Consider the following 16,540-nt stretch of genomic DNA (forward strand, 5'->3'; position numbering starts at 1 on the left):
TCAACCCCTTAGGTGAGACGTTGTTTCTAAGTGTAAGCCAGCTCCGGGAACTCGCCTAGGCGAGCCAGCTGGCTGTGCTGGGTTGGTCCAGATACTGTGCCAGATAATCGGCGAAGCTGGCTCGGCTGATGGCGCGGGCGCCCAGGCTGTGCAGGTGGTCGGTCGGCATCTGGCAGTCGATCAGCACGAAGCCTGCCTGCTTCAGGTGTTCGACCAGCGTCACGAAACCTACCTTGGAGGCATTGTCGGCGCGACTGAACATCGATTCGCCAAAGAACAGCCGGCCCATGGCCAGACCGTACAGGCCGCCGACCAGTTCACCATCCCGGCGTACCTCGACCGAGTGGGCGATGCCGCGGCGGTGCAGCTCGCAGTAGGCGGCCCGCATACTGTCGGTAATCCAGGTGCCGTCGGCGTAATCCCGGGGTGCGGCACAGGCGGCGATCACGGCCGGGAAGTCGCTGTCGAAACTCACCTGGTAGCGGCCCTGGCGGATCAGCTTGGCCAGCGAGCGCGAGACATGCAGCTCGCCTGGAAACAGTACGGTGCGCGGGTCGGGCGACCACCAGAGGATCGGCTGGCCGTCCTGGTACCAGGGGAAGCAGCCGTGGCGATAGGCTGCGACCAGGCGGTCCGGGGTCAGGTCACCGCCGGCGGCAAGCAGGCCGTTGGGGTCGTGCAGGGCCTTTTCCAGGGGGGGGAAGGTCAGCGAGTCGCGGGTCAGCCAGGTGAGCATGGGGTTCTTGAATGGCGGGGGAGGGGAGGGCACCCAGCATGGCCTGGCCTGGGCGTGAGGTCAACGACTGCCATCGGACTGCGAACGCTGCGATAGGGCCGGCGGCGCCGTAAAATGACAGCCGTTTTCCCCGGAACACACCCATCGCCGGCACCATCTGGCACATTTGCTGTCACACCTGTGCAAAAACACAGCATAAGCCTTTGTCACAAAAGAAAATGCGTGCTCAAATTGCATCTATATGAAAGTCGCCCCCGTTCATGCGCCATACAGCGTGCCGCCATGGCGGCGGGTGGGCAGTAATGTTAAAAGTAGTGGTTCATTGGCCGGTGATCGGCCAATCACTATTGGACGCGCAGCACGCGCAGGAATAGACGCGTTTTGAAGAAATCCACCGCAACCCCAGCCCCCTTGCCAGTGCCCCTGTGGCGGCAGCAGCTGCACTACCGCCTCAAGGAAGGTGCGCTGATTGCCGTCGGCGCCTTGTGCCTGTACCTGTGGATGGCACTGGTCACCTACGATACCGCCGATCCTGGCTTCAGCCACACCAGCAATGCCGAGCAGGTACAGAACGCCGCTGGCCGTGCCGGGGCCTATTTCGCCGATATCCTGTTCATGGTGCTCGGCTACTTCGCCTATATCTTCCCACTGCTGCTGGCGATCAAGACCTGGCAGATTTTCCGCGAACGCCATCAGCCCTGGCAGTGGAGCGGCTGGCTGTTCTCCTGGCGCTTGATCGGCCTGGTGTTCCTGGTGCTGTCGGGCGCGGCGCTGGCGCATATCCACTTCCACCCCTCGGCGAACATCCCGTTTTCCGCGGGCGGCGCCCTGGGCGAAAGCCTGGGCGATCTGGCGCGCAACCTGCTGAACGTGCAGGGCAGCACGCTGATGTTCATTGCCCTGTTCCTGTTCGGCTTGACGGTGTTCACCGATTTGTCCTGGTTCAAGGTGATGGACCTGACGGGCAAGATCACCCTCGACCTGTTCGAGCTGGTGCAAGGCGCAGCCAGCCGCTGGTGGGAGGCGCGCAACGAGCGCAAGCGCCTGGAAGCCCAGCTGCGTGAAGTCGACGACCCGGTCTTCGACCTGGGCGGCAAAGGCGACAGGCGCGAGCCGGCCAAGGCGCAGCTGCGCGAGCGCGCCGAGCCTGTGATGACGCGCGACGAGCCGCCGGCCCGCCCGGTAACCCCGCGCGAACCTGCCGTGGCCCGCGAGTCGGTCGCGCCGCGCGAAACCGTGGTAGCTCGCCCGCAGCCCGCCGCCCCGGTGATCATCCCGCCGACCGCGGACAAGGCGCCGGAACCGAGCAAGCGGGTCATGAAGGAAAAACAGGCACCGCTGTTCATCGACAGCGCAGTGGAAGGCACCTTGCCGTCCATTTCCATCCTCGACCCGGCCGAGCAGAAGAAGATCGAGTACTCGCCTGAGTCCCTGGCCGGTGTCGGTCAGTTGCTGGAGATCAAGCTCAAGGAATTCGGCGTGGAAGTCGCGGTGGACTCGATCCACCCGGGGCCGGTGATCACCCGTTACGAAATCCAGCCGGCCGCCGGCGTGAAGGTCAGCCGCATCGCCAACCTGGCCAAGGACCTGGCGCGTTCGCTGGCGGTGACCAGCGTGCGTGTGGTCGAGGTGATTCCCGGCAAGACCACCGTGGGCATCGAGATCCCCAACGAGAATCGCCAGATGGTGCGTTTCTCCGAGGTGTTGTCGTCGCCGCAGTTCGACGAGAACAAGTCGCCGGTCACCCTGGCCCTGGGCCACGACATCGGCGGCAAGCCGGTGATCACCGACCTGGCCAAGATGCCCCACCTGCTGGTGGCCGGTACCACCGGCTCCGGTAAGTCGGTGGGGGTGAACGCGATGATCCTGTCGATCCTGTTCAAGTCCGGCCCGGAAGACGCGCGGCTGATCATGATCGACCCGAAGATGCTCGAATTGTCGATCTACGAAGGCATCCCGCACCTGCTGTGCCCTGTGGTCACCGATATGAAGGATGCTGCCAACGCCCTGCGCTGGAGCGTCGCCGAAATGGAGCGGCGCTACAAGCTGATGGCGGCCATGGGCGTGCGCAACCTGGCGGGCTTCAACCGCAAGATCAAGGACGCCCAGGAAGCCGGCGAAGTCATCCACGACCCGCTGTACCGTCGCGAGAGCATGGACGACGAGCCGCCGACGCTGAAGACCCTGCCGACCATCGTGGTGGTGGTCGACGAGTTCGCCGACATGATGATGATCGTCGGCAAGAAGGTCGAGGAGCTGATCGCCCGTATCGCCCAGAAGGCCCGTGCCGCCGGTATCCACCTGATCCTCGCCACCCAGCGCCCATCGGTGGACGTCATCACCGGCCTGATCAAGGCCAACATCCCCACGCGTATGGCGTTCCAGGTGTCGAGCAAGATCGACTCGCGGACCATCATCGATCAGGGCGGCGCCGAACAGCTGCTTGGTCACGGTGACATGCTCTACATGCCGCCGGGCACCAGCCTGCCGATCCGCGTGCATGGCGCCTTCGTCTCCGACGATGAAGTGCATCGCACGGTCGAGGCCTGGAAGCTGCGCGGTGCGCCGGACTACAACGATGACATCCTCAATGGTGTCGAAGAGGCCGGCAGCGGTTTCGACGGCGGCGGCGGTGGCGGCGATGGCGAAGACTCGGAAAGCGATGCCCTGTACGACGAAGCCGTGCAGTTCGTGCTGGAAAGCCGCCGGGCGTCGATCTCAGCGGTGCAGCGCAAGCTCAAGATCGGTTACAACCGCGCCGCACGCATGATCGAGGCGATGGAAATGGCCGGTGTGGTCACGCCGATGAACAGCAACGGCTCGCGGGAAGTGATTGCCCCGGGCGGCCCACGCGATTGATGAACAACCTGCCGGGCGCCATAGACGGCGCCCGGCCCCTTCACTGTGCAATGAGGATTTCCATGCGCGCGATTCGCATGCTGTTGGTTTCTGCCCTGGCCGCTGCCAGCCTGTCGGCCCACGCCGGCGAACAGGACGTCCAGCGCCTGACCCAGTTGCTGGAGAAGTCGCAGACCATCGAGGCCAATTTCTCCCAGCTGACCATCGACGCCAGCGGCACCAGCCTGCAGGAAACGTCCGGTAAGATGACCGTCAAGCGCCCGGGCCTGTTCTACTGGCACACCGACGCACCCCAGGAGCAGGTGGTGGTGTCCGACGGCAAGAACGTCACCCTGTGGGACCCGGACCTGGAGCAGGCGACTGTCAAGAAACTCGACGTGCGCCTGAACCAGACCCCGGCGCTGCTGCTGTCCGGCGACGTCTCGAAGATCAGCCAGAGCTTCGACATCACCTCCAAGGAGCAGGGTGAGGTCATGGACTTCACCTTGAAGCCCAAGACCAAGGACACCCTGTTCGACTCGCTGCGCGTGTCGTTCCGCAAGGGGCTGATCAATGACATGCAGCTGATCGACAGCGTCGGCCAGCGCACCAACATCCTGTTCAATGGCGTCAAGGCCAACCAGGCGGTGCCGGACAGCAAGTTCCAGTTCGACATCCCCAAGGGCGCGGACGTCATCAAGGAGTAAGCGGAGCCTGTGATGGACCTGTTTCGAAGCGAACCCGTCGCCCAGCCCCTGGCCGCCCGCCTGCGCCCGTCGAACCTGGACGAGTACGTCGGCCAGGAGCACCTGCTGGCGCGCGGCAAGCCGTTGCGCGAGGCGCTGGAGCAGGGTGCGCTGCACTCGATGATCTTCTGGGGCCCGCCCGGGGTGGGCAAGACCACCCTGGCGCGGCTGCTGGCGCAGTTTTGCGACGCCCATTTCGAAACGGTGTCGGCGGTGCTGGCCGGGGTCAAGGAGATTCGCCAGGCCGTCGAGGTGGCCAAGCAGCAGGCCGGGCAGTATGGCCGACGCACCATCCTGTTCGTCGATGAAGTACATCGTTTCAACAAGTCGCAACAGGACGCCTTTCTGCCCTACGTGGAGGACGGCACGCTGATCTTCATCGGCGCGACCACCGAGAATCCGTCTTTCGAACTGAACAACGCGCTGCTGTCGCGGGCGCGGGTCTATGTGCTCAAGAGCCTGGACGAAGCCGCGCTGCGCAAGCTGGTCGATCGCGCCCTGAACGAGGAGCGCGGCCTCGGCAAGCGCAACCTGCGGGTGGGTGACGAAGCCTTCAAGATGCTCATGGCTGCCGCCGACGGCGATGGCCGGCGCATGCTCAACTTCCTCGAGAACGCCTCGGACCTGGCCGAAGATGGCGGAGAGATCGGCGTCGAGCTGCTGCAGAGCCTGCTCGGTGACAGCCGCCGCCGCTTCGACAAGGGCGGCGAGGCGTTCTATGACCAGATCTCGGCACTGCACAAGTCGGTACGCGGCTCCAACCCCGACGGTGCGCTGTATTGGTACGCGCGCATGCTCGACGGCGGCTGCGACCCGCTGTACATCGCCCGGCGCGTGGTGCGCATGGCCAGCGAGGATATCGGCAACGCCGACCCCCGCGCCCTGAGCCTGTGCCTGGCAGCCTGGGACGTGCAGGAGCGCCTGGGCAGCCCCGAAGGCGAGCTGGCGGTGGCCCAGGCCATCACCTATATCGCCTGCGCGCCGAAGAGCAATGCCGTGTACATGGGCTTCAAGGCGGCGATGCGCGAGGCGGCCGAGCACGGCTCGTTGGAGGTGCCGCTGCACCTGCGCAACGCGCCGACCAAACTGATGAAGCAACTGGGCTATGGCGAGGAGTACCGCTATGCCCACGACGAGCCGGACGCCTATGCCGCCGGCGAGGACTATTTCCCCGAGCAGCTCGAACCGCGCCAGTACTATCAACCAGTGCCCCGCGGCCTTGAGCTGAAGATCGGCGAGAAGCTCAAGCACCTGGCCGAACGCGATCGTGCCAGCCCTCGCCAGCGGAGAAAACCGTGATTGCACTGATTGCCGCAGTCAGCGCCGGCGGCATCGCCGGCACGCTGTTGCGTTTCGCCACCGCCAACTGGGTCACGGCCCACTGGCCGCGACACTTTTATGCCGGTACGCTGGCGGTCAACCTGGTCGGCTGCCTGCTGATCGGCCTGCTGTACGGGCTGTTCCTGCACAAGCCGCTGGTGCCGGTCGAGCTGCGCGCCGGGCTGATCGTCGGCTTTCTCGGCGGCCTGACCACCTTTTCCTCCTTCTCGCTCGATACCGTGCGCCTGATGGAAAGCGGGCAGGTCCCGCTGGCCTTGGGCTATACCATTATCAGCGTGGTGGGCGGCCTGCTCGCGACCTGGGCCGGCCTGTCCCTGACCCGATTCTGAACCAACACCTACTTATAACGAGAGAACGATATGCTCGATTCCAAACTGTTACGCGGCCAACTTCAGGAAGTGGCTGACCGCCTGGCCTCCCGTGGCTTCAGCCTGGATGTCGCGCGCATCGAATCGCTGGAAGAGCGCCGCAAGGCCGTGCAGACCCGCACCGAGCAGCTGCAGGCCGAGCGTAACGCTCGCTCCAAGTCCATCGGTCAGGCCAAGGCCAAGGGCGAGGACATCGCCCCGCTGATGGCCGACGTCGAGCGCATGGCCAACGAGCTGGCCGCCGGCAAGACCGAGCTGGACGGTATCCAGGCGGAACTGGACGGCATCCTGCTGACCATCCCCAACCTGCCGGACGCCAGCGTGCCGGTCGGCGCCAGCGAAGACGACAACGTCGAAGTGCGCCGCTGGGGCGCGCCGAAGGCCTTCGATTTCGAGATCAAGGACCACGTCGCCCTGGGCGAAGTCAGCGGTGGCCTGGACTTCGAGGCCGCGGCCAAGCTGTCCGGCGCCCGCTTTGCCGTGCTGCGTGGCCCGGTGGCCCGCCTGCACCGCGCCCTGGCGCAGTTCATGATCAACCTGCACACCGGCGAGCACGGCTACGAGGAGCACTACACCCCGTACCTGGTGCAGGCCCCGGCCCTGCAGGGCACCGGCCAGTTGCCGAAGTTCGAGGAAGACCTGTTCAAGATCACCCGCGAAGGCGAGGTAGACTTCTACCTGATCCCGACTGCCGAAGTGTCGCTGACCAACCTGGTGGCGGGTGAAATCCTCGACGCCAAGCAACTGCCGCTCAAGCTGGTCGCCCACACCCCGTGCTTCCGCAGTGAGGCCGGTGCCTCGGGCCGGGATACCCGCGGCATGATCCGCCAGCACCAGTTCGACAAGGTCGAGATGGTCCAGGTGGTCGAGCCGTCCAAGTCGATGGAAGCGCTGGAAGGCCTGACCGCCAACGCCGAGCGCGTGCTCCAGCTGCTGGAACTGCCGTACCGCGTACTGGCGCTGTGCACCGGCGACATGGGCTTCGGTGCGGTGAAGACCTACGACCTGGAAGTCTGGGTGCCAAGCCAGGACAAGTACCGCGAAATCAGCTCCTGCTCCAACTGCGGTGATTTCCAGGCACGCCGCATGCAGGCCCGCTGGCGTAACCCGGAAACCGGCAAGCCGGAACTGGTGCATACCCTCAACGGGTCGGGCCTGGCCGTTGGCCGTACCCTGGTGGCGGTGCTGGAGAACTACCAGCAGGCCGACGGTTCGATCCGTGTGCCGGAAGTGCTCAAACCGTACATGGGTGGCGTCGAGGTCATCCGCTGAATGGACTACCTGCCGCTTTTCCATAAGCTGCAGGGCGGCCGTGTGCTGGTCGTCGGTGGCGGCGAAATCGCCTTGCGCAAGGCGCGCCTGCTGGCTGATGCCGGCGCTGCACTGCGGGTGGTGGCGCCTGAGGTCGATGGCCAGCTCGCCATGCTGGCCCGTGAGGGCGGGGGCGAGGTCCTGGTGCGTGGCTATCAGGCCTCCGACCTGGACGGCTGCCGGCTGGTGATCGCGGCGACCGACGACTCGGCGCTCAACGCCCAGGTCTCGGCCGAGGCCCAGGCGCGTAGCCTGCCGGTCAACGTGGTGGACGCGCCGGCCCTATGCACGGTGATCTTCCCGGCTATCGTCGACCGTTCACCCCTGGTGGTGGCGGTTTCCAGCGGCGGCGACGCCCCGGTACTGGCGCGGTTGATCCGCGCCAAGCTGGAAGCCTGGATCCCGTCCGCCTACGGCGAACTGGCCGGGCTGGCGGCGCGTTTCCGCCACAAGGTCAAAGCCTTGTACCCGGACGTCAACCAGCGTCGCGGCTTCTGGGAGAGCGTGTTCCAGGGCCCGATCGCCGAGCGTCAGCTGGCTGGGCAGGGCGCCGAGGCCGAGCGTCTGTTGCAGGCGATGGTCGACGGCGCACCGGTGCAGCAGGGCGGCGAGGTGTACCTGGTGGGCGCGGGGCCGGGCGATCCGGACCTGCTGACCTTCCGCGCCCTGCGCCTGATGCAGCAAGCCGACGTGGTGCTGTACGACCGCCTGGTGGCCCCGGCCATCATCGAGATGTGCCGGCGTGACGCCGAGCGCATCTATGTCGGCAAACGCCGCGCCGATCATGCCGTGCCGCAGGATAAGATCAACCGCCTGCTGGTCGACCTGGCTCGCCAGGGCAAGCGCGTGCTGCGGCTCAAAGGTGGCGATCCGTTCATTTTTGGCCGGGGAGGTGAGGAGATCGAGGAGCTGGCCGACGAGGGTATTCCGTTCCAGGTGGTACCAGGCATCACGGCAGCCAGTGGTTGTTCGGCCTATGGCGGGATTCCGCTGACCCACCGCGACTATGCCCAGTCGGTGCGCTTCGTTACCGGCCACCTGAAGGATGGCACCAGCAACCTGCCCTGGAATGACCTGGTGGCTCCGGCCCAGACCCTGGTGTTCTACATGGGCCTGGTTGGCTTGCCGACCATCTGCGCCGAGTTGATTCGCCATGGCCGTGCGGCGAGTACGCCGGCTGCGCTGGTGCAGCAGGGCACTACCCGCAACCAGCGGGTGTTCACCGGCACCCTGGCCGACCTGCCGGCGTTGGTGGCACGCCACGAAGTGCATGCACCGACCTTGGTGATCGTCGGGGAAGTGGTGCAGTTGCGCGAGAAGCTGGCGTGGTTCGAAGGCTCGCAAGACGTCTGAAATGACTGGGGCCGCCTTGCGGCCCATCGCCACGATAAGCCGGCTCGCATAGGATCTTACAAGCCCCTGTGGGAGCCGGCTTGTCGTGGCGACGAACCGCGGCGATGGGCTGCAAAGCAGCCCCAGCTTTATCAAGCCTTCCAGATCCCTTTGCCCATTAACCGCTCCCGGTCATGCGGCAAGCCGAAATCCTGCAACGGCCCCTTGGGCACGATGCCGTTCGGGTTGATGGTCTTGTGGCTCATGTAATAGTGCTTCTGGATATGTTCCATGTTCACCGTGCCCGCCACGCCCGGCCACTGGTACAGCTCGCGCAGCCAGTTGGACAGGTTCGGGTAATCGCTCAGGCGTCGCAGGTTGCACTTGAAGTGCCCGTGGTACACCGCGTCGAAACGCACCAGCGTGGTGAACAACCGCACATCGGCTTCGGTCAGGTACTCACCGGCCAGGTAACGCTGGCGGCCCAGTAGCGCCTCCAAGTGGTCCAGTTCGTTGAAGACATCGTCGAAGGCGGCCTCGTAAGCTTCCTGCGAAGTGGCGAAGCCTGCGCGGTACACGCCGTTGTTCACTGCCGGGTAGATACGTTCGTTGAGCGCATCGATGGTCGCGCGCAGCGGCTTGGGGTAGAGGTCCAGGGTGTTGCCGGTCAGTTCGTTGAATGCACTGTTGAAGATGCGGATGATCTCGGCCGACTCGTTGTTGACGATGCGCTTCTCCTGCTTGTCCCACAGCACCGGCACGGTTACGCGCCCGGTGTAGTGCGGGTCGTCCTGGGTGTAGCGCTGGTGCAGGTACTGCAATGCGTCCAGATGATCGCCGCTGGAGCCCTGCTGCTGGTCGAAGGTCCAGCCGTGCTCGCCCATCAGCCAGCTGACCACGGAGACGTCGATCAGCGGTTCCAGGCCCTTGATGGCGCGGAAGATCAGGGTGCGATGCGCCCAGGGGCAGGCCAGTGACACGTACAGGTGATAGCGGCCGGCCTCGGCGGCGGGCAACTGATTGCGGCGCTGGGCGTTCTCGCGCTTGAACGCGCCATCCTTGCTGGTCTGGTACCACTGGTCATGCCAGCGGCCATCGATCAAAAGGCCCATTGTGGAGCTCCTCGGAACAAAGTCGTTTGTCGTTGGAGCTCAGTCTAGTGAAGAGCGTTCGAATAAATAGCGCAAAGACTGCGCCCTATCTATCGGCTTACTCGATGCTTCTGCGGTTGGCCCAGTAGTCGCGAGCGCGGCTGAACGCCTGCTCGCGGTCTTGGCCCAGCCCGCGCAGGGCCAGGGCCATGGTCGCGACCACAGCCAGTTCACCGTAGCTGTCCTGTGCTTCGCCACGCCATACCGCCAGCAGGTGCTCGGGCTGCAGGCTGGCCGGCTTCACATGGCGCTGGGCACTGAGGGCCGGCCACTCCTCGTCCCAGGCCTCGCCGGTCGAGGTGCCATACAGGTGGCTGATGACATCCGGGTTGACCTCGATCTCGCCGCCGTCACCTTTGATCACCACGGCGTGGTCGCCGAGCAGGCGGCTGGCCTCGCGGTGTACCGCCTGGTAGCCGGGGTGGAAGATGCTCTGCAGGCCGCAGCGGGCGCCGAGAGGGTTGAGCACCCGGGCCAGGGAGTGGATGGGTGAGCGCAGGCCCAGGGTGTTGCGCAGGTCGATCATGCGCTGAAGCTGTGGCGCCCAGTCCTGCAGCGGAAAGAAGGCCAGCCGACGGCTGTCCAGGGCTTGCTGCACGGCCGTCCAGTTGCGACACAGCGGGATATCCAGCAGGTCGAGAAGTTGCTCGGTGTATAGCCTGCCCGCCGTATGGGCGCCGCCGCCGTGCATCAGGATCCGCACACCGTTGCCCGCCAGGCACTTGGCCGCCAGCAGGTACCATGGCAGGTGGCGCTTCTTGCCGGCGTAGCTCGGCCAGTCGAGGTCGACGCTGATCTGGGGGGCGTGCAGGTGGGCGCGCAGGGCCTCGGTGAAGCCGGCCAGTTCCTCGGCGCTTTCTTCCTTGTGCCGCAGCAGCATCAGGAAGGCGCCCAGCTGGGTATCCTCGACCTTGCCCTCGAGCAGCAGGGTCATCGCGGCGCGGGCTTCCTCGCGGGTCAAGCCGCGGGCGCCACGCTTGCCCTTGCCGAGGATACGCACGAATTCGGCGAACGGGTGCTCGGTCGGGGTTTCCAGGATCAAAGGGCGTGCTTCGTTCAGCTGTGGCTCGGTCATATGCAGTTGGTCGGCTTGGGCAGGCCCGCCAGCTTGGCGGCAAGTTTGGCGGGGGTGCCGTTGAACAGGCGATTGAGGTGTGGGCTGTTGCCTTTCTCGGCGCCGAGCTTGAGCGCGGTGTACTTGATCAGCGGGCGGGTGGCCGGCGACAGCTGGTACTCCTGGTAGAACTGGCGCAGCAGCTCGAGGATTTCCCAATGGTCCGTGGTCAGGGCGATGTTTTCCCGCGTGGCGAGTGCTTCGGCGACTTCGCGGGACCAGTCCTGCAGCTCGACCAGGAAGCCGTCCTTGTCCAGGGCGATGTTGCGATCACCGACAGTCAGGGTACTCATAGCCAGCTGTTGACCTTGTCGTGGTGCAGGGTGAGCTCGACGAACGCAGGGTAGTCCACTGCCTTGGCCAATTGGCTGTCGAGGGCGCGGGCCTGCAGGTCTTCGGCGAGGGCGAACAGGCGCTCGCCGAGATTGGCGGCCTGCAGGGCAGCGAGGGGCTCGGTGCCGGCCTTGAGCGCGTAGGTGGCGTCACCGCACAGCAGCAGCGCGTCCTGCGGGCCGAGTAGACGCAGGCAACTGGCCAGGCGCTCGTCCCCGAAGGGCGAATGGGCGATTACGTGCAGGGTCGTCATCAGAGCGTCACCACCTGGTCGAAACGGGCAATCAGCGCGGTCAGCGCGGCGTTGTCGAGCACTTCCACCGGCAGTGACAGGGCGTCGTTGTCCAGCCCTCGGCGGGCGAGGCTGTGACCACAGGCGAATAATTCCTCCACACCGAACATCGGCAGGGCCTGGAGGTTGGCGGCCAGGTTCTTCTGTTGCACGGCGTCTGGCTGCTGCCCAGGGGTGAGTTGGAACACACCATCATCGAGGAACAGCATGCCCAGAGGCAGGTCGAAGGCACCACCGGCCAGGGCGATGTCCAGCGCTTCGCGAGCGGACGGGCCGCTCCATGGCGCCTGGCGGCTGATAATCAGCAAGGACTTGGCCATTTCAATCACCTCCGAAGCAGACCAGGCGGTCGGCCATTTGCGCGGCTTCGTGCAGCTGGCCCAGGCCGGACAGCTCCCACGGCATCGGCAGGTTCACCGCCGGGCGCTGGTAGCGGTTGGCCTCGGTGTCGTCGAGCACGCCCCGGCGCAGGGCGGCGGCAATGCACACCACGGCGTCGAGCCGGTGATCGCTGACGAAAGCGCGCCACTGCGCGGCCACATCCAGCTCGTCCTGGGGCGCGACGATATTGGCCGAAGCACTGTGTACCCCGTCCTGATAGAAGAACAGCCGGGCAATTTCATGCCCGCCGGCCAGCACCGCCTCGGCAAAGCTCAAGGCGCGGCGCGAGGAGGGCGCATGGGCCGGGGAAAAGACCGCAATGGCGAATTTCATGGAAAGCTCGAGCAAATGAATGCGGCCATGATAAAGCAAAAAGCCCGTGCGGGTGGGCACGGGCTTCTGCTCTGGCTGGCGGGGCTCAGGCCTGGTCTTTGCTTTCCGGCAGGAACCAGTTGAGCACCAGGGCACAGATGCCACCGGTGGCAACCCCCGACTCCAATACGTTGCGCAGCGCCGCTGGCATGTGCGCGAGGAACTCCGGCACTTGGGCTACGCCCAGGCCCAGCGACAGCGACACAGCGATGATCAGCAGGGCGCGGCGGTCAAGGCGGGTGCTGGCGAGGATGTTGATGCCCGAGGCCGCGACGGCGCCGAACATCACCATGGCCGCGCCGCCGAGCACTGGCTCCGGCACTGCCTGGATCACCCCGGCAACCGACGGGAACAGGCCCAGCAGGATCAGCATGGCGGCGATCCAGATGCCGATATGGCGGCTGGCAATGCCGGTCAGCTGAATCACGCCGTTGTTCTGGGCGAAGATCGAGCTGGGGAAGGTGTTGAACAGGCCCGCCAGCAGCGAGTTGGCGCCGTTGACCAGTACACCGCCCTTGATCCGCTGCATCCACACCGGGCCTTCGACTGGCTGGCGCGAAACCTTGCTGGTCGCAGTCACGTCACCGATGGCCTCCAGCGAGGTGACCAGGTAGATCACCAGCATCGGGATAAACAGCGACCAGGAGAAACCCAGGCCGAAGTGCAACGGCGTCGGCACCTGGAACAGCGCGGCCTGATGCATGCCAGTGAAGTCCAGACGGCCCAGGTACCCGGCCAGGGCGTAGCCCACAGCCAGGGCGATGACGATGGCGCAGCTGCGCATCCATACCACCGGGACACGGTTGAGGATGACGATGATCGCCAGCACCACGCCCGACAGCAGCAGGTTCTCGCCATCGGCGAAGGTGCCGTTGGCCATGGCGCCGAAGCCGCCGCCCATGCTGATCAGGCCGACCTTGATCAAGGTCAGGCCGATCATCAGCACGACGATACCGGTCACCAGCGGGGTGATCAGGCGCTTGACGAAGGGCAGGATGCGCGACACGCCCATTTCCACGAACGAACCGGCGATGACTACGCCAAAGATCGCCGCCATCACGCCTTCAACTGGCGTGCCCTGCTTGACCATCAACGCCCCGCCGGCGATCAGCGGGCCGACGAAGTTGAAGCTGGTGCCCTGCACGATCAGCAGCCCGGCACCAAACGGCCCAAAGCGCTTGCACTGGACAAAGGTGGCGATGCCCGAGATCACCAGCGACATCGACACGATCAGGTTGGTGTCACGCGCCGACACGCCCAGCGCCTGACAGATCAGCAGGCCCGGTGTGACGATCGGCACGATGATCGCCAGCAAGTGCTGCAGCGCCGCCAGCAGGCCGATCAGCAGGCGAGGCTTGTCCTCGAGGCCAAGGACCAGTTCATTGGCAGGCGCCGCCGCGCCTGGGCCGTGTTCGTGTGAACTCATGGGAAAATGCCGCCCCGGAAGAAAAAAGGAGCGCATTCTACGGGCAGAACGGCCATCGCGGTAGAGGCAAGCACGATGGGCGCACAATCCCGGAGGAAAGCGCTAATAAGCTGACTTTTAAGTCAATCTCTGTGAGGTCCCTGCGCTGTTCAACGGGCACGAAAAAGCCCGCCGAAGCGGGCTTTTCCTGAGGCGCTGGCAACCGATTCGATCAGTCGTCGCGTCCCATGATGCCGAACAGTTGCAGCAGGCTGACGAACAGGTTGTAGATCGACACGTACAGGCTGATGGTAGCCATGATGTAGTTGCGCTCGCCGCCATGGATGATGGCGCTGGTCTGGAACAGGATGCAGACCGACGAGAACAACACGAAGCCAGCGCTGATCGCCAGTTGCAGACCGCTGATCTGGAAGAAGAAGCTGGCCACCACGGCACCCAGCAGGACGAAGAAACCGGCGGTGATGAAGCCGCTGAGGAAGCTCATGTCCTTGCGGGTGATCAGCACGTAGGCCGACAGGCCGCCGAACACCAGGGCGGTCATGGCGAAGGCCGAGCTGACCACTTCGGCGCCACCGGCCATGCCCAGGTAACGGTTGAGGATCGGGCCGAGGATGAAGCCCATGAAGCCGGTGAGGGCGAAGGTGGATACCAGGCCCCAGGCCGAGTCACGCAGCTTGTTGGTGAGGAAGAACAGGCCGTAGAAGCCGATCAGCACCACGAAGATGTTCGGGTAGCCGACACGCATCTGCTGGGCGACGAAGGCCATGATGCCGCTGAAGGCGAGGGTGAGGGCCAGCAGGCTGTACGTGTTGCGCAGGACCTTGCTGACCTCCTGCTGCTCGACCTGCTGGCCGTGTTGGACGGCGTAATCCTGTTCGCGCATGGCGCACTCCTTTGGGATGGAACCGCGGTCCGGGACCTGCGGTAGTGGAACGTATGGTGCAGAGCATATCAGAGCTGTCACAAGCCGCGACACAGAGAGTTTGACAGCTTGTTACATTAAGGTATTATTGCCGCCGCAAAACAAGCTGGAAGCGTGGCCGAGTGGTTTAAGGCAACGGTCTTGAAAACCGTCGATGGGCAACTATCCTAGAGTTCGAATCTCTACGCTTCCGCCACATTCAAAGCCCTGACATTGTCAGGGCTTTTTGCGTTATTGAGTGTTGGAAATTACCTGGACGAATGCCCTTTGGAGCGGGCAATGGGCTATAGATCGCAAAGTGGAGGCCAGGTGCCTGGCGATTGTCTGGCAATGCTCGATCTCATAGGTGCTGCAAGTCTCTCGGTCGATTGACATGAGCAAGACAGCCAGCAACCCCTCCACTAATGCTGCCATCCCGATGCTATCCACGGGCGCTGGCTTCGCCGCCGCTGGTGCAATTGGGGCTGCCGGCATTTGGGTATAGCGGCGATGATGGTTAGCGGAGCTGTCCTGCCGATTGTTGGTTATAGGCGTAGTCGTCGTAAGGCTTGAAACAGATAGGATGCAGGTGTCATGACTTTCTACGCCACAGTACGCATGAAACCCTTCTGGCAGCCGTGAAAGTCTCCACGGCTTAAGCGTTCAGAACTGATAGCCGATGCCGGCGTAATACCCCCAACCGTTGGACCGTGCGCGGAAATCGCCAGCGCCGAAATCCAGCTCACTGCCATCTTGCCAATTGCCGCCGTTGTGAAAGTAACGGCCTACCAGGGTGAAGCGCAGGTGAGTGAAGGCATACAGCAACACATTGGTGGACACTGTGGCATTGGCCGTGCGAGCTGGATTGTCCTTGTGCAGGTCAGAGCCGAAATCGAAGTTGGTGAAGCCGATGTAGGTCAGTGAGGCGCCGTTGTCGAACTTGCCGATGGGCACAATGTACTTGAGCTGGGCCCGGTAACCATCCCAAGAGTACTCGTTGCTGGCGCCATAATTTTCCCACTGGTAACGCCCATAGAGGTTGGCCGACAGGTTGACTCGTGAATAAGTGTCGATAGTGGTGCCCAGGCCGCTGTACAGCGTATTGGCACGGTTGGCGCTGTTGCTGCCGTGGTCGTAGATCCAGTCGAAGGCCACGAACCACTCCTTGAACGGGCCGACGGCCAGGCTTCGTCCTGCCAGGTAATCGATGGAAATCCGCGGTTCATGCTCCATGAACAGCGGCGAGCCGCGATCCCATACGCCTTTGTCATGGCTGTTGCCGATGGTGAGGATTTTCGGGATGTCGATATAGCCGTACAGCTCGAAAGGCCCCTTGCGGCCGAAGTATTCGTACTCCAGGTAGATATCGTCGGCCGGCTGCGGGCCGAAACTGATGTCCTTGCTGCCGATCAATGTCAGGTTCTGATTGTACCAGGCCGATAGGTAGGGCCCGGATGACGCTGGGGCGGCGGCCGGGGCCCGGCTTTCGTTCTGGGCCGATTTGGCTGGGGCATTGCTCTGCGCTTGGGCAGTGGCGCTGAGTAGTCCGGTAACAGTTGCCAGTAGCAGGCAGCCGATCAGGGGCCTGCGACCCTCAGGGGACAGGCAAGACGGTCGATGCATTGAAAGTCCTTATTCATGCGGTGGAGAGCCGGAAAGTCAGAAAACTACGAAGTTCCGGCGATTATTCGCTCAATGGCCAAGAGCAAACGTTTGCATAGTCTGTACCAAATCGCCGGAGTTGTTTATAGCCGCGCTGATTTCGGGTGTGAACCGTCTTTGGGATAGAAAGCCGCCTTGGAGTGGGCGTGACCTCGGAGCTGGATACGAAGAGGGGGCGGCCCCGCTGATCTGTTGCAAGCGAACGTCCCCGCAGGCCGACCTCACCGCGATCTCCT

At 64.1% G+C, this 16,540-nt stretch carries 16 protein-coding genes and 1 tRNA gene; 7 read left to right on the forward strand and 10 right to left on the reverse strand.

The annotated features are described in order from the left end of the window. Positions 1–55: 55 nt before the first annotated feature. On the reverse strand, positions 56–736 hold the full coding sequence (gene aat, locus KSS90_RS10260) for a leucyl/phenylalanyl-tRNA--protein transferase (protein WP_217869274.1): 681 nt from the start codon (positions 734–736) through the stop codon (positions 56–58). A gap of 381 nt (positions 737–1,117) precedes the next feature. Here aat and KSS90_RS10265 point away from each other — a divergent pair, with 381 nt between their 5' ends. The 6 genes from KSS90_RS10265 (at position 1,118) to cysG (ending at position 8,693) form a co-directional block, all read left to right on the forward strand. Beyond that, positions 1,118–3,595 (forward strand): DNA translocase FtsK, encoded by a 2,478-nt coding sequence (locus KSS90_RS10265; protein WP_217869275.1) that lies wholly within the window; start codon positions 1,118–1,120, stop codon positions 3,593–3,595. 62 nt (positions 3,596–3,657) lie between these two features. Beyond that, complete coding sequence (gene lolA / locus KSS90_RS10270; RefSeq protein WP_217869276.1) at positions 3,658–4,281, forward strand: outer membrane lipoprotein periplasmic chaperone LolA; 624 nt, start codon at positions 3,658–3,660, stop codon at positions 4,279–4,281. A gap of 12 nt (positions 4,282–4,293) precedes the next feature. Further along, entirely contained in the window at positions 4,294–5,619 is a 1,326-nt protein-coding gene (locus KSS90_RS10275; protein ID WP_217869277.1) for a replication-associated recombination protein A, read from the forward strand. Next, the gene (gene crcB / locus KSS90_RS10280; protein ID WP_023630958.1) at positions 5,616–5,990 is read left to right on the forward strand and encodes a fluoride efflux transporter CrcB; all 375 of its coding nucleotides are present in this window, start codon (positions 5,616–5,618) and stop codon (positions 5,988–5,990) included. Before KSS90_RS10275 ends, crcB begins: the two co-directional genes overlap by 4 nt. A gap of 30 nt (positions 5,991–6,020) precedes the next feature. Continuing rightward, entirely contained in the window at positions 6,021–7,301 is a 1,281-nt protein-coding gene (gene serS, locus KSS90_RS10285) for a serine--tRNA ligase (protein WP_217869278.1), read from the forward strand. Continuing rightward, positions 7,302–8,693, forward strand: coding sequence for a siroheme synthase CysG (gene cysG, locus KSS90_RS10290; protein ID WP_217869279.1), 1,392 nt, complete (start codon positions 7,302–7,304; stop codon positions 8,691–8,693). Between the two features lie 131 nt (positions 8,694–8,824). Here cysG and KSS90_RS10295 read toward each other — a convergent pair whose 3' ends face one another. The 8 genes from KSS90_RS10295 to KSS90_RS10330 all read right to left on the reverse strand — a co-directional run bounded on the left by KSS90_RS10295 (position 8,825) and on the right by KSS90_RS10330 (position 14,624). Next, the gene (locus tag KSS90_RS10295) at positions 8,825–9,784 is read right to left on the reverse strand and encodes a glutathione S-transferase family protein (RefSeq protein WP_217869280.1); all 960 of its coding nucleotides are present in this window, start codon (positions 9,782–9,784) and stop codon (positions 8,825–8,827) included. A 97-nt stretch (positions 9,785–9,881) separates the two neighbouring features. Further along, a complete protein-coding gene (locus tag KSS90_RS10300) occupies positions 9,882–10,883 on the reverse strand; it encodes a glycosyl transferase family protein (RefSeq protein WP_437180088.1) in 1,002 nt (333 codons plus the stop codon). Positions 10,884–10,894: 11 nt separating this feature from the next. After that, positions 10,895–11,230 (reverse strand): TusE/DsrC/DsvC family sulfur relay protein, encoded by a 336-nt coding sequence (locus KSS90_RS10305; protein WP_217869282.1) that lies wholly within the window; start codon positions 11,228–11,230, stop codon positions 10,895–10,897. Next, the gene (gene tusB / locus KSS90_RS10310; protein WP_217869283.1) at positions 11,227–11,523 is read right to left on the reverse strand and encodes a sulfurtransferase complex subunit TusB; all 297 of its coding nucleotides are present in this window, start codon (positions 11,521–11,523) and stop codon (positions 11,227–11,229) included. Before tusB ends, KSS90_RS10305 begins: the two co-directional genes overlap by 4 nt. Further along, entirely contained in the window at positions 11,523–11,882 is a 360-nt protein-coding gene (tusC, locus tag KSS90_RS10315; RefSeq protein ID WP_217869284.1) for a sulfurtransferase complex subunit TusC, read from the reverse strand. The genes tusB and tusC overlap by 1 nt, the downstream gene beginning before the upstream one ends. 1 nt (position 11,883) lies before the next feature. After that, complete coding sequence (gene tusD, locus KSS90_RS10320; protein ID WP_217869285.1) at positions 11,884–12,276, reverse strand: sulfurtransferase complex subunit TusD; 393 nt, start codon at positions 12,274–12,276, stop codon at positions 11,884–11,886. 85 nt (positions 12,277–12,361) lie between these two features. After that, positions 12,362–13,741 (reverse strand): nucleobase:cation symporter-2 family protein, encoded by a 1,380-nt coding sequence (locus KSS90_RS10325; RefSeq protein ID WP_038705848.1) that lies wholly within the window; start codon positions 13,739–13,741, stop codon positions 12,362–12,364. Positions 13,742–13,952: 211 nt separating this feature from the next. Then, the gene (locus KSS90_RS10330) at positions 13,953–14,624 is read right to left on the reverse strand and encodes a Bax inhibitor-1/YccA family protein (protein ID WP_028692373.1); all 672 of its coding nucleotides are present in this window, start codon (positions 14,622–14,624) and stop codon (positions 13,953–13,955) included. A 147-nt stretch (positions 14,625–14,771) separates the two neighbouring features. Between KSS90_RS10330 and KSS90_RS10335 the strand changes: the two genes are divergently transcribed. After that, a tRNA-Ser gene (locus tag KSS90_RS10335) sits at positions 14,772–14,859 on the forward strand. A 446-nt stretch (positions 14,860–15,305) separates the two neighbouring features. Here KSS90_RS10335 and KSS90_RS10340 read toward each other — a convergent pair. After that, a complete protein-coding gene (locus KSS90_RS10340) occupies positions 15,306–16,265 on the reverse strand; it encodes a nucleoside-specific channel-forming protein Tsx (protein WP_217869286.1) in 960 nt (319 codons plus the stop codon). Between the last annotated feature and the right edge of the window lie 275 nt (positions 16,266–16,540).

The organism is Pseudomonas maumuensis, from assembly GCF_019139675.1.
In the GTDB taxonomy this organism is placed as follows: domain Bacteria; phylum Pseudomonadota; class Gammaproteobacteria; order Pseudomonadales; family Pseudomonadaceae; genus Aquipseudomonas; species Aquipseudomonas maumuensis.